The following is a 14,378-nucleotide window of genomic DNA, read 5'->3' as shown; positions in this document are numbered from 1 at the left end:
TTGTAGAAAGAGAAGACTCTATATAAGTTTATAGGAACATCATACCTGCAACTGCTGCGTTTAAGAAGTTCGCTAATGTACCAGCGATAACTGCTTTAATCCCTAATTGTGCAATTTGTTTACGGCGAGTAGGAGCTAACGTTCCTGTTACACCTAATTGAATTGCGATAGAAGAGAAGTTTGCAAATCCACAGATTGCAAATGTTAAAATTAGATTTGTTTTGTCAGAGAACTCTGCCATGTGTGGTCCTAAGTTTGCGTATGCAACGAATTCGTTGATTGCAAGTTTTTGACCGATAAAGCTTGCTGCTTGTATCGCTTCACCAGGAGAAACCCCGATTAAGATTGCGAATGGTGATAATAAGTAACCGAAGATTAAATCAAGACTAAGTTTAATATCGAACAGAGAACCAACCCATCCTAATAATCCATTTAATAAAGCGATTAATGCGATGAAAGCCATTAACATTGCTGCTACGTTAATAACAAGTTGCATACCTTCAGATGCGCCGCGTGCAGCTGCATCAATAACATTTGCGTCTTCACGTTCTGTAGAAAGTTCAACGTTATTATCTACTTTTTCTGTCTCTGGCATGATTAGTTTCGCAATTAATAAGCTCGATGGAGCCGCCATAATTGCAGCTGCTAATAAGTGCTCTAACGGAATACCCATTGCTGCATAACCGACAAGAACGGATCCAGCAACAGCTGTCATACCGCTTACCATAATAGTGAAGAATTCACTATTTGTTAAGCGTGCTAAGTAAGGTTTAATTAAAATTGGAGCTTCAGTTTGTCCTAAAAATACAGTCGTTACTGAGTTTAGGCTTTCTGCTTTAGAAGTTCCAAGAAGTTTACTTAATGCACCACCAACGATGCTAACAAATTTCTGCATAATACCGAAATAATATAAGATTGCTACTAATGAACTAATAAATACGATTGGAAGTAGTGCTTGAATAAAGAATACAAATCCCCAAGGTCCCTTTGCGTTGACTAAATCCCCAGTAACGAACTTAATTCCCTCGTAAGAAAAATTAATTAATCCTTGAACACCGTCAGCAGCGTGTTTTAAACCTGCTTTACCAGCGTCCCATCGTAATACGATAAATGAAAATGACATTTGTAATGCTAGCGCGATTAAAATTGTGCGCCAATTAATAGCTTTGCGGTTGGAAGATAGTAAGAATGCAATTGCTAATACTCCAATCACGCCGCCAATTCCCCATAAAAGATTCATGCAGTGTATGCTCCTTCCTCATAGTAAAAACAGTGTATAAACCAGTTGTCTATACGTTTACGAATATAACATCTTAAGTAACTTATCATAATGGACATCGGAGGTCAAACGTCTAATGAAAAGTTTAAATAAAAAGAAAATTCTTCAAAAAAACACATATGAAATAAATAGACATGAAATAGGTTATGTTTTTTATGGGAATATATACATTATGATAACGTTATGCATTGTTTTTGCAGAATAAAGTGTATGAAATGGAAGAATGGATACATTATTTTTGTAGAGAGAAGGTAGGAGAAAGGGAGTAATATGTTGAACTCATAGCAAAAAAGCCTTCTAGTAAACTAGAAGGCTTTGAAACTATTAATTAAGGTGCTTTCGTGTATCCTAAGAAGTGGCTCTTCCAATAAGAGTTACTTAATGAAGCGATTGCTACACCTTTATCTCCAGCTTGGATAAATGATCCGCCCCCAAGGTAAATACCCATGTGAGAAGGACCAGATTTATAAGTGTTTTGGAAATAAATTAAGTCACCAGGTTGTGGACTTGAAGTTTGTGGTAGGCTACTCCAATATCCTGCAACACTTTGGCGGCTAATGTTATGACCAAATTTCTTAAATACGTGGTAGATGTAGCCACTGCAGTCAACACCGTTAGCAGAAGTTCCGCCCCAAACGTATGGTACACCTTGCATTGATTTTGCGTATGCAAGTACGGAAGAACTGTCGCCGCTATTATTACCTGTATTATTATTGTTGTTGTTGTTATTGTTTTGATTGTTATTTTGGTTATTGTTAGGCTTATTATCTACTGCGCCTCCAACTGGTGTTTTAGATAGGTAACGTGTTCCGATATAACCAGTTTGACCGTTGTAGTTAATTTTGCTCCATCCAGAGTTTTCAGAGATTACTTGAACCTTCTGACCTTGTGGAAGTGCGCCTATGATTCTATAATTTGTACCTTCGCCGCTACGTACATTTAGTGCAGAAGCATTAATGTAGTAGTCACCAATTGTACCTTGGTTAGGTTTTTCAGGTTGTTTTGGTTGCTCAGGAGTAGTAGTGCCACCTTTAACGAATTTTACAAATTCGCTGCTAACAAAGCCTGTTTTTCCTTGGTAATTTACTTTAAACCAACCGTTTTCAGATCCAACTACGTTTAATGTTGTACCGTTTAAAACGCCACCAATTACACTATGATAAGCAGCAGGGCCTGTACGAACACGTAAAGATGTAGCGTTAACTACATAAGAACCGCCAGTTTGAATAGTTCCATTGTTGTTTTGCTCTTGTTTGTTGCCTTCTGTAACGTTTTCGTTAGAACCGCCTTTTGTTACGTAGTCTTTGCTTATATAAGCAGTTTGTCCTGCGTAATTGATTTTGAACCAATCTTGAACTTCGCCAACAACTTGTACTACTTGTCCTTTTTTGACAGAACCTACAGTTGTGTGAGAAGTGCTAGGACCTGTACGAACGCGAAGGGAAGATACATTTACTGTATAGTTTCCGCTTGCTGGTTTTACTTCTTGGTTGTTATTATTCGTATTGTTGTTTGAAGAACCTGCATTAGAAGAAACGCCAGATACGAATTCGCCACTTACATAACCTACTTGTCCATTATGGTTAATTTTCACCCAACCATTTTCTTGTCCAATTACGTTTAATGTTTGTCCTTCATATACACGTCCAGAAACAGAACTAGAAGTGTTAGGAGCTGTACGTACACGTAATACATCAGCGGTAACTTTATTATTTCCACCTGTGCTTACATTGTTGTTTGCTGCTCCACTTTTTGATACAAATTCGCCACTAACAAAGCCTGTTTTTCCGTTAATGTTAATTTTGAACCAACCATTTTCTTCGCCAATCACGTTTAGTGATTGACCGTTATAAACGCGTGAGATGATGTCGTGAGAAGTGCTTGATCCCGCACGAACATGTAAGACGCTCGCGTTTACCGTATAAGATGAGTTGTTTGACGCAGAAGCTTGGACAGTTGTAGCAGCCTTTTGTGTATTTTGTTCAGGTGCAGCTTGAACACTATCAAGTGTAGGTGCTGCTCCTCCTGCTACAGACACTGCCGCAAGACCGGCAAGATACTTTTTCATAATTTGTCGATTCCTTTCTGTCTGTAATGTAGTGAAGAAATATTTACCAACTGTTAAAAATTCTAAAGAGCATGTCGATTACTGTCAAGGCTTATGTGGGAATCTGAATATGACAAAAAGATTACAAGAAAAAATCAAGGCATAAATTTACACCTTGATTTCCATTTAAATGCATATATTGAATGTGAAAGGACAGAAATTATTCGGGTTTAAGAAGATGCCATATTGGATTGTAACAAGATTTGATTAAATGATTTTTGCAGTTTTTTGGTGATAGGCCCAACTTGCCCATCTTGAATCGCGGTTCCATCAAGGTGGGTCATTGGTAAAATTTCAATCGTTGTGCCTGTAAAAAAGCATTCATCTGCTTGATAAACGTCACGAACGCTGAAAAGTTCTTCCTGTACAGGTATGTGAAGAGTATTCGCTAAAGAAAGGACATATTGACGAATAATGCCATTTAAAATAAGGTGATTGGCTGGATGTGTGTAAAGAGTTCCGTTTTTAATTAAAAAGAAGTTGGAATGGCTTCCTTCCGTTATAATACCATTCCTTACGAGAAGTGCCTCTTTACAGCCTTTTCGTTCAGCTTTCGTAGCAGCTAGTACGTTTGGTAATAAATTTAATGATTTAATGTCACAGCGTAGCCATCGAGTATCGGGTTCTGATATAGCGCGTATACCATATTCAATCCATAACGCTGGTCTTTCTTTTTTTGTAATATAGGCATAAATTGTCGGAGGGGTGTCATATGAAAATACATGTGTGCGAGCTTGTACACCACGAGATACTTGCAAATAAATTGTGCCATCTTCGTGGAAATGGTTTCGTTCAATTAATTTGTAAAGTAAAGTGATGAGCTCAGCTTTTGAGAAAGGGAGCGATAATTCTACTTCTTCCATGGATCGATATAATCTCGTTATGTGCGGATCTAATAAGTGAAAGTTCCCTTTATATAGGCGAATAACCTCGTAGACACCATCTCCGAACTGCGAACCTCTCTCTTCAAGTTCTATGTACGTTTGTTGTTTTGTTGTATCAATAACTTCATCATTCCAAAGTACAAATTTTTCGTATGCCAATTTCCGTCCCATCCTTTCGTAAGTACGTAAGTAATGTGAAACTTTCATTCATGCGAGATAAAAATCACTATAGTAATTTTTATGTAAGCAATTCTCTACATATGACCGTATATGTATTTGTAAATCATAGAGAAGTAAGGATGGTTTACCCCGCATTAACGGGCAGTAAAACTCCTACTTAAAAATTCGGGTGGAGCAAAGAAGTGAATTGGGCGAATAACTGCCCGTAGCTGCCCGATTGGTGAGGGCTGATTAAAGTTTCACTTTACAGCATTTTGTATATACAAATTCGAAAATAAGAATGAGAATCCTGCTTTTAAATAAAAAAAAGCAACATTCTTATGGAATGCTGCACAAGGAGGGTAGCTATCTTTCATAGGGACATTGTCTCGTTGAATGTTTTGTGTATGGAAACAAAACATGTTGAAAGACAATTATAAGAAAGTAGAAACAAAAGATTTACACACTTCTTTAAGGGATCTTACGAAAGATGAGAGATAAGAAATATGTAGAACCTCGTTTACATATTTTATTATAGAGATTCTTCATTAACACTATGTGAATATTTGGTAAAGGTTATGTAATTTTAAAGTTAATGAATATAAGTAGTTGTATGGAAGAAAATAAAAAAGAGGCTGAGATTACTCAGCACTCTTCTTTTCTTCTTTAATAACTGTTTTTACTTCACCAGTTTTGATCTTATTACTTTCAGAGAAGCGAAGTAAGTCACCTTCAATGATTTTATCAGACATGTTCAATTCATTTTGGGCGCGATCAATTAGTGGTTGAGATTCTTCTTTCGGTAATTGTACAACTTCGCCAGTAGCACGGTCATAGAATGTACTGTTTGTGTACATGTATTTATCTGTAACGAAGCTACCGTCACGAAGAACAACGAATCCTTTATTATCAGGTGAGAATACATCATGACCGAATCGAACGTCATTTGTAGAATCTACACCAAGTAAGTTTAGAATAGTTGGTTTAATGTCAATTTCACCAGTTGGTTTCGAAATTGTTTTACCTTCTTTTTGACCTGGAACGTGAATAAACATCGGTGTTTTTTGTAAGTTCATATGGTCAAATGCAGTGATTTCTTCTTTTCCTAAGAACTGTGCCATTGCACGGTTATGGTTTTCAGAAATACCGTAGTGGTCACCGTAGAATACGATTACTGAGTTGTCGTAAATACCTTCTGCTTTTAGACGCTCAATAAAGTGTTTCATTGCTTCGTCTAAGTAACGAGCAGTTACCATGTAACGGTCAAATACTCCATCACCAGAATTGTATTCGTCGATTAATTTTGTACTGTCATCGTAAGTGAATGGGTAATGATTCGTTAAAGTAAGGAAGCGAGTATAGAATGGTTGCTTCACTTGTTTTAACATATCAATAGATTGATCGAAGTACTCGATATCTTTTAATCCCCAGTTTAATTTTGTTTCTGGTGTAATCTTGTAGTCAAGTTCGTTGTAGTAACGATCATAACCAAGTGCTGGATACATAATGTTACGGTTCCAGAATGTTGCGTTGTTTGCGTGGAATACCGACGTGTGATACCCTTGCTGACGTAAAATTTCTGGAGTTGCTGTATATTCATTGTTACCGTGTGTGAAGAATACAGCACCGCGGTCTAGTGGATATAACGAAGTATCTACTAGGAATTCAGCATCAGATGTTTTACCTTGACCAGTTTGATGGAAGAAGTTATCAAAGTAATAACTTTCTTTCGTAAATTGGTTTAAGAATGGTGTAACTTCTTGTCCGTTAACTGTTGCACCAATTAAGAATGTTTGTAATGACTCAAGAGAGACAACAATTACGTTTTTCCCTTTTGCAGTACCGAACATATTTGGATCTGGTTTACTTTGTGTTGTTTTTACGTAGTTTTCTGTTTCTTGTAATTTACTACCGTCAGCGAACGCTTTTTGTGAACTTGATTTTGCTTGTAAGCCAAGATCGTATACTTGGTGTACATATAATCCTAAGTTTTTAACAAGCATAACGCGGTCGAATGAACGTGTTAATAGTTCTGGGCGTTCAGCTTCTGCAAGTCCTAAGTTTGCGAAGAAAATAGCAACTGTTGATACGAAGTATAGAGAACGCATCGGGCGTGCTACACGCTCTGTAGGTGCAAAGTTCTTCATTTTCTTTAATAGAACGAAGAAAACGATAATGTCTGCAAATGCAAGGATAATTTTGTAGTTAAATAATTCTTTCACACTAGAACCTAAACTTCCGAAGTTAGATGTTTGTCCTAGCACCGGTAATGTAACGAAGTCATTGTAGAATCCGTAGAACATTACGTTACCAACAAGAACGATTGTTAAGACAAAATTAATTCCAAGTGCTATATAGTTACGTTTTTTCCCTTTTGCAAATAATGCAAGACCAACAAGCAGTAATGATGCTGCTAATGGGCTAAGGAATAAAATGAATTCTTGCATGAAAGATTCAAGTTTTAAGTCAAAGCTTGTGCGTGTAATAAGGTAAGTTTTTAGCCATAAGGCTAAAGCTACGAATACAGTGAAACGCACATTTTGAAATTGTGATTTCAAGGTTTCTTTCATTCATTTCCACCCTTTCTCTATCAGGCTTGGTCGATTTTGGAGCGAAAAATGCTAAAATAAAAAATACATAGTTTTCTTGGCCATAATTAAAGGTTCTATATTCACCCATATACGACTATAACTATGCATACCCTTTTGGTTTCTTTTGTTGCTCATAAGCATAACGTCATTTCTGTATTATACAACAAAATTCATTTCTGAGAAACACTATAACATTTTACATTTTTTGTATAAGATTTGTCACTACCAGAGAAAACTTTAACATTCGTTTATATGTCCGTCAACTAGAAAATATAACAAAGGTAGAGCAGAATGTTAAGTAGAAGTGAAAATTTTCTTTGTTGAGAAATAAGAAACGAAGATGGGTAAGGGTTATCTAGAAATCTATTATATGAAGGAAATCGTGTGAAAATTAACGAACACTTGTTCTTTTTTGGTTTGTTTGTTACAATAAAAGTTCATTGATAGGTTTTGTGTAATTTCCATGAACTTTTACTGATAACATATTGTAGCTTATTTCTTTTTAAAAATAGGGAGGCTTTTTACATGAAACAAAAATTTTCAGTTGAAGCGTTTTGGAAGAAAGTAAAACATGTTGCAAAGCAAGCTGGGCAGTCGGTCATTTATGCAAGTTTATTACTGTTTTACGTTTTGCAAAGACCCGATGTTCCAAAACGAGTGAAAATTATTGTAATTGGAGCACTTGCTTATTTTATTGCACCGATTGATGCGATTCCAGATTTCATTGCTGGAATTGGCTATACGGATGATTTAGGGGCGTTAACGGCCGCACTAATACAGGTGTCGTTATACGTCAATGAAGATGTGAAAGATAAGGCACGAGTGAAGTTGGCAGAATGGTTTGGTTCGGATATAGACACAACATTTATCGATCAGAAATTAGGTCAATAGGTGAAACCTGTCATAAGGTGACAGGACGAACGTAAGCGAGGAAGTGCATTATGCCATCAGGAAGAACGCATACGAAAATAAACTTAATATCCCTTCCGGTTGTTTTGTTTTTTCTCTTTTCGTATGGATTAACAAATTTTGATTTTTTATTAACTTTTGCAATTGGTTTTTTAGTAGGTACTTCATTTTTAACACCAGATTTAGATACGTACAGTAATGCTTATAACAAATGGGGTTTCTTACGTATATTTTGGTATCCTTATAAAAAAGTAATGCCGCATCGATCTTTCTTTACGCATACGATTATACTTGGTGATGTGATTCGTATTGCGTACATGTTAATCGTCTTTTCTCCATTTTTATTTCTATTAAATGTAATCGCACTGGATGGTAATTTAATAGAAATTGCGAAGAAACATGAGGTTGAAATTGTAACGTTCTTAATGGGAATTGTTGTGGCAAGTACGCTTCACATTATAGCGGATAAAGTGAATACGCGCCGAAAGAAAATGATGAGAAAAAAGAAGAAACGCAGAAGATAAAGTGAACGAATTAGGAAAAGGACCCTTGCAATTTGCAAGGGTCCTTTTTTAAACAAACGTTTGTTTAAAATTAAGCTTTCAGCACTTTAATTCCTTTTACAATGTTCCAGATGAAGTAGTATAAGCTGATGATTCCGCAAATAGCTAAGACAATCATTGATCCAATTCCAAGTGTTACATCTGCTTGGTCAGATCCCATGCCCATAATTCCTAAAATGGCTACGCCGATAAATGTAGCAATACTTGGAATGATGTGTGTCCATAGAGCACGTTTTGCATGTGGCTTTGTTTCAGCGTCCCCCACAATCCAAACGATAATTGGGAATAAGATAGGGGCAAATAGTACACTAAAGTACGATAAAGCAGCTAATATTTTGTTTCCATTCATATATATCACCTCATAAATAATGTCCGTTGTTATACTATTATTATGCAATAAATTTTGCAAGCTTTCTATCGATGAACATTACAGGAACATGACGATTTTGTAAGATTTTTTCGTTAAATGATAAAATTTTCAAAAAAATCTTTTTTAATGGAAATTGTTATGGTACAGTATAAATGAAAGTTGTTGAAAACGTTTTCTTAAACGTTTTTTTATTTTAGACTTAAAGGTATGATGACCTGATAGTCTATTGATGAGGTTATTCTATTTAAAAGGGGATTCTTTAGGGGGAGAGAACAATGAACACATGGACACAAGTTTATGATCCATTCGGAAACATTTGGATTTCGGCAGCGGTAGCACTTATTCCGATTATCTTTTTTTTCTTAGCTTTAGCAGTTTTCCGCATGAAAGGGTATGTGGCAGGATTTATTACAGTTGTACTTACAGTTTTAGTAGCGTTATTCGCTTATAAAATGCCGTTCACGATGGCAATGGCAGCGACCGGATATGGTTTCTTATACGGATTATGGCCAATTGCTTGGATTATCATTATGTCGGTATTTTTATATAAAATTTCTGTGAAAACAGGTCAATTCGATGTGATTCGTGCATCGGTATTATCGATTACGAGCGATCATCGTCTACTCGTTATTTTAATTGGATTTTCATTTGGAGCATTTTTAGAAGGAGCGGCAGGATTTGGGGCACCAGTAGCGATTACAGCAGCACTTCTTGCGGGGCTTGGGTTAAATCCTTTATACGCAGCAGGTCTTTGTTTGATTGCAAATACTGCACCAGTGGCGTTCGGAGCGATGGGAATTCCGATTACAGTTGCTGGACAAGTAACAGGTATTGATCCACATAAAATTGGACAAATGGCTGGGCATCAATTACCGTTCCTATCATTATTTGTGCCATTCTTTATCGTATTTTTAATGGATGGATTTAAGGGGATACGACAAACGTGGCCTGCGTTATTTGTAGCGGGTAGTTCATTTGCGATTACGCAGTTCATTACAGCGACATTTTTAGGACCAGAACTTCCGGATATTACATCGGCACTTGTAAGTTTAATTAGTTTAGCGCTGTTCTTAAAAGTTTGGCAGCCGAAAGAAACTTATCAATCCGGGCAAGCAAATAGTGAAGTAGCAGCAACAACGACAGTAGCATCGATGCCGAAATTAACGTTTGGCAAAGTAGTGAAGGCATGGTCCCCATTTATCGTATTAACGGTTATGGTAGTCATTTGGAGCCAAAGTTTCTTTAAGGCATTATTCGCTCCAGGAGGGGCTTTAGCAAGTCTTGTATTTAAGTTTGAAATTCCAGGTCTGCATAATCTAGTAATGAAAGCAGAGCCGATTGTAAATAAATCAACGCCTTACGAGGCAATTCTGAAGTTTGATGTATTATCAGCAACCGGAACGGCGATTTTAATTGCTTGTATCATTTCCATGTTTATTTTGAAAATGAATGTAAAAGATGCAGTAGTGACATTTAAAGAAACGTTAAGCGAATTAAAAATGCCAATTCTATCTATCGGATTCGTACTAGGGTTTGCATTTATCGCAAACTATTCTGGTCTATCTTCTACGTTAGCGTTAGCATTAGCCGGAACTGGCGGACTATTCCCGTTCTTCTCACCATTCTTAGGCTGGATTGGCGTATTCCTAACAGGGTCTGATACGTCTGCAAATGCACTGTTCTCAAATTTACAAGCCATTACAGCGCAGCAAGTCGGCGTATCTGAAGTGCTTCTCGTTGCAGCAAATACAACAGGCGGTGTAACAGGTAAAATGATTTCCCCGCAGTCGATTGCGATCGCTTGTGCAGCGGTTGGTCTTGCTGGAAAAGAATCGGATTTGTTCCGTTTTACAGTGAAGCATAGCTTATTCTTCGTAATTATTGTTGGTATTATGACGTATGTGCAGGCGTATTATTTAACGTGGATGATTCCGTAAAGAGAAAAAGAAATAAACTTTGAATTTTTCAGATTATGGTGTATGATGGGAAAGTATTGAAAATTAAATCAGTGATAAACTAGGGGTGCCTAACGTATGCGTAGGCTGAGAGAGAAGCGCGTGAACTTCTTAACCCTTTGGACCTGATCTGGCTCGTACCAGCGTAGGGAAGTTAACGGCTTTACATAATGATGTCTTTATGAGCCAGGTCCTTATTTTTTTATGGACCTGGCTCTTTTTATTTTGGCATACGCTGGCCATATCTCGTCCTTGTCACGTACAGGGGGGCAACAAAAATTATGAAACAATCTGTTTCAGCTGAGCAAATTGAATTGAAATCGAGTTTACCAGGGAGTAAGAAAGTATATGTGGATGGGCCACGAGAAGGCATGAAAGTACCGATGCGTGAGATTGAACAAAGCGAAACGAATGGCGTTCCAAATCCGCCAATTCGTGTGTATGATACGAGCGGCCCTTATACGGATCCTGAGTATAAAGTGGAGTTAGAAAAGGGGATTCCAACGCCGCGCCATTCTTGGATTATGGGGCGTGGTGATGTAGAAGCATACGAAGGGCGTGAAGTGAAACCAGAGGATGACGGTGTGAAAGTGGCTTCGAAACATACACCTGTTTTCCCGCAGATGGATCGCAAGCCACTTAGAGCAAAGCAAGGTGCAAACGTTACGCAAATGCACTATGCACGTAATGGCATTATTACGTCTGAGATGGAGTATGTTGCGATTCGTGAAGGGGTAGAGCCGGAGTTTGTTCGTAAGGAAATCGCAGAAGGCCGCGCTATTTTACCAGCGAATATTAATCATCCAGAAGCTGAACCGATGATCATCGGGCGTAATTTCCATGTGAAGGTAAACGCGAATATCGGAAACTCAGCTGTATCTTCTTCGATTGCAGAAGAAGTAGAGAAGATGACATGGGCAACGCGCTGGGGTGCAGATACGATTATGGATTTATCTACAGGTAAAAATATTCATACGACGCGTGAGTGGATTATTCGTAACGCGCCTGTACCAGTTGGAACTGTACCGATTTATCAAGCGCTGGAAAAAGTAAACGGAATTGCAGAAGATTTAACGTGGGAAGTATATCGTGATACGTTAATTGAGCAGGCGGAGCAAGGCGTTGATTACTTTACAATTCACGCTGGTGTATTGCTTCGTTACATTCCAATCACGGCAAAGCGTACGACAGGTATCGTTTCGCGCGGTGGTTCGATTATGGCGCAGTGGTGTTTATTCCATCATAAAGAAAACTTCCTATATACTCACTTTGAAGAGATTTGTGAAATTATGAAGCAGTACGATGTTTCGTTCTCTCTTGGAGATGGATTACGTCCAGGATCGATTGCAGATGCAAATGACGAAGCACAATTCTCTGAGCTTGAAACACTTGGTGAATTAACCAAAATTGCTTGGAAACATGATGTGCAAGTTATGATCGAAGGACCTGGACACGTACCGATGCACTTAATTAAAGAGAATATGGAGAAAGAGCTTGATATTTGTCAGGGCGCGCCGTTTTATACACTTGGGCCACTAACGACAGATATTGCACCAGGTTATGACCATATTACATCGGCAATTGGAGCTGCGATGATCGGTTGGTTTGGAACGGCGATGCTGTGTTATGTAACGCCGAAAGAACATTTAGGTTTGCCAAACAAAGATGATGTACGCACGGGTGTTATTACGTATAAAATTGCAGCGCATGCGGCTGATCTTGCTAAAGGACATAAAACGGCTCATCAGCGTGATGATGCACTTTCAAAAGCACGCTTCGAATTCCGTTGGCGCGATCAATTTAATTTATCTTTAGATCCTGAACGTGCGATGGAATATCATGATGAAACGTTGCCTGCAGAAGGGGCAAAGACAGCTCACTTCTGTTCAATGTGTGGACCGAAGTTTTGTAGTATGAGAATTTCGCATGATATTCGTGAGTATGCAAAAGAAAATGATTTAGAAACGACAGAAGCAATTGAAAAAGGAATGAAAGAGAAAGCAGAAGAATTTAAAGAAGCTGGTAGTCATTTATATCAATAATATGTTACACCTCTTTACTTGATTGATCACACTGTAGTACCTAACTTTATTATAGAAGAAGCCCCATTTGCTAAGACGGTAGCAAATGGGGCTTCTGTTGTTTATAAGGCAAAGAAGAGATGTACCCAGTAGAATAAGAGGAATAGTGTGACGACTGTTGTGAGCGGGATAACGATAAGGGATACACTTAAATAGTCTTTCCATTTTACTTTAATTTTGTTTTGTTTCAGAATATACATCCAAATGAGTGAAGCTAGTGTACCAATTGGTAGTAATAGTGAACCGATGTCACTACCAATGATGTTTGCAAGATAGATTGTTTTTAATGTGACTGGATCTAGTCCCATTTCTGTTAATGTGATTGTACCAATCATAAGGGCAGGATGGTTATTGAAGACGTTAGAGAGGATGGATACAAGTCCGCCCATTGCAAAGCTAGCATAGAGTAGATGCTGATTCACAATTGGCTCGAGCCATTGTACAAGTGCAGCTGTTAATCCTGCGTTGTGGAGTCCGTAAATAATGACGTACATAGAGAAGGCGAAAATTAAAATGTGCCACGGTGTCTTTTTCAAAATGTCGACAGGATTTGTTCGTAAGTAGTACCATCTCCAAATGAGAAGAACGAGTGAACCAAGTACTGCAACGATTTCAATTGGGATGGATAAGAAGGATGCAACGAATAGAAGACAGCGCATCAGGAAGACGAAACCTAATACTTTTAACATGAATCTTGTCCGTTTTTGTTTCGTATCAACAGAATTATTTCCTTTTAGTGGATGGAAGTTTTTCGTGAAGAAAATTTCTTCAATATCATATGAAGAAACAGGTAATTTTTTCGGAAGTTTTTTCTTCAAAACTGTATACATGAGCCATGACATAAATAATAAGCCTAATGTTGCAGGTACAAACATCATAGCAGTATGCATATAAAGAGTCATATTAACGATATTTAATGCAATTAAGTTTACGATATTACTTACACCAATTGGTGCACTAGATGCGGTAGCGATTAAAGCTCCGCTTAATAAATAAGGAATTTGTTGATGTGGTTTTAATTGAAGGTTTTTTAGAAGAAGAATTAAAATGGGAGTTGTAATTAAAATACTACCGTCGTTATTAAATAAAAGAGTCATAAGAAAACATAATAATTGAATATACCAGTATAGACGGCGTCCAGAACCTTTCGCTAGATTTGCCAGTTTCGCTGCGGACCAATGGAAGAAGCCGAAGCTTTCTAATATAACTGCCATAACAATAGTTGCTAATATTGTTATGGAGGCCCCTCCTATTTTACTAACAATATCTATGACGTCTGGTTTTGACACAAGTCCAGTGATTAGGATAATGCCAGCACCAATTGCTGCTGGCCACGCCTCATTTAAACCGCGAGGCCGCCAAAAGATAACAATCATCGTTAAGAAGAATACAATAATAGTAATCCATATTTCAATGCTCATATTTTGCCTACCTTTCTATTTTCCCTTGAACAGATGTAGCTTGTCTCAAGTTTATATTG

The 14,378-nt window shown here is 37.6% G+C and carries 10 protein-coding genes and 1 riboswitch; of the genes, 4 read left to right on the top strand and 6 right to left on the bottom strand.

What is annotated here, in order from left to right:
- Window positions 1–28 precede the first annotated feature (28 nt).
- The 4 genes from ACTFR3_RS18145 to ACTFR3_RS18130 form a co-directional block, all read right to left on the bottom strand.
- Complete coding sequence (locus ACTFR3_RS18145) at window positions 29–1,240, bottom strand: NupC/NupG family nucleoside CNT transporter (protein ID WP_001051029.1); 1,212 nt, start codon at window positions 1,238–1,240, stop codon at window positions 29–31.
- A 367-nt stretch (window positions 1,241–1,607) separates the two neighbouring features.
- Window positions 1,608–3,347, bottom strand: a complete 1,740-nt coding sequence (locus ACTFR3_RS18140; protein WP_440044641.1) for an SH3 domain-containing protein — start codon at window positions 3,345–3,347, stop codon at window positions 1,608–1,610.
- Between the two features lie 209 nt (window positions 3,348–3,556).
- Window positions 3,557–4,441 (bottom strand): D-amino-acid transaminase, encoded by an 885-nt coding sequence (locus ACTFR3_RS18135; protein ID WP_440044640.1) that lies wholly within the window; start codon window positions 4,439–4,441, stop codon window positions 3,557–3,559.
- 629 nt (window positions 4,442–5,070) lie between these two features.
- Window positions 5,071–6,999: an LTA synthase family protein gene (locus tag ACTFR3_RS18130; RefSeq protein ID WP_000665358.1), complete on the bottom strand. Its 1,929-nt coding sequence runs from the start codon at window positions 6,997–6,999 to the stop codon at window positions 5,071–5,073.
- Between the two features lie 546 nt (window positions 7,000–7,545).
- Here ACTFR3_RS18130 and ACTFR3_RS18125 point away from each other — a divergent pair.
- Both ACTFR3_RS18125 and ACTFR3_RS18120 read left to right on the top strand, forming a co-directional pair.
- Window positions 7,546–7,911: a YkvA family protein gene (locus ACTFR3_RS18125; protein WP_000810369.1), complete on the top strand. Its 366-nt coding sequence runs from the start codon at window positions 7,546–7,548 to the stop codon at window positions 7,909–7,911.
- A 50-nt stretch (window positions 7,912–7,961) separates the two neighbouring features.
- On the top strand, window positions 7,962–8,453 hold the full coding sequence (locus tag ACTFR3_RS18120) for a metal-binding protein (RefSeq protein WP_001139056.1): 492 nt from the start codon (window positions 7,962–7,964) through the stop codon (window positions 8,451–8,453).
- A gap of 70 nt (window positions 8,454–8,523) precedes the next feature.
- Here ACTFR3_RS18120 and ACTFR3_RS18115 read toward each other — a convergent pair whose 3' ends face one another.
- A complete protein-coding gene (locus tag ACTFR3_RS18115) occupies window positions 8,524–8,841 on the bottom strand; it encodes a DUF4870 domain-containing protein (protein WP_001014096.1) in 318 nt (105 codons plus the stop codon).
- Between the two features lie 296 nt (window positions 8,842–9,137).
- On the opposite strand from ACTFR3_RS18115, the gene lldP reads away from it, so the two are divergent.
- Complete coding sequence (gene lldP / locus ACTFR3_RS18110) at window positions 9,138–10,799, top strand: L-lactate permease (protein WP_440044639.1); 1,662 nt, start codon at window positions 9,138–9,140, stop codon at window positions 10,797–10,799.
- A gap of 71 nt (window positions 10,800–10,870) precedes the next feature.
- Window positions 10,871–10,986, top strand: a riboswitch (TPP riboswitch).
- A gap of 112 nt (window positions 10,987–11,098) precedes the next feature.
- Window positions 11,099–12,859, top strand: a complete 1,761-nt coding sequence (thiC, locus tag ACTFR3_RS18105; protein ID WP_000814484.1) for a phosphomethylpyrimidine synthase ThiC — start codon at window positions 11,099–11,101, stop codon at window positions 12,857–12,859.
- A 101-nt stretch (window positions 12,860–12,960) separates the two neighbouring features.
- On the opposite strand, the gene ACTFR3_RS18100 is transcribed toward thiC, so the two are convergent.
- The gene (locus tag ACTFR3_RS18100) at window positions 12,961–14,319 is read right to left on the bottom strand and encodes an arsenic transporter (RefSeq protein ID WP_000021127.1); all 1,359 of its coding nucleotides are present in this window, start codon (window positions 14,317–14,319) and stop codon (window positions 12,961–12,963) included.
- Between the last annotated feature and the right edge of the window lie 59 nt (window positions 14,320–14,378).

The organism is Bacillus cereus group sp. MYBK14-1 (assembly GCF_051916885.1).
Lineage (GTDB): Bacteria > Bacillota > Bacilli > Bacillales > Bacillaceae_G > Bacillus_A > Bacillus_A cereus.
This window is presented reverse-complemented; position numbering and strand designations above follow the sequence as displayed.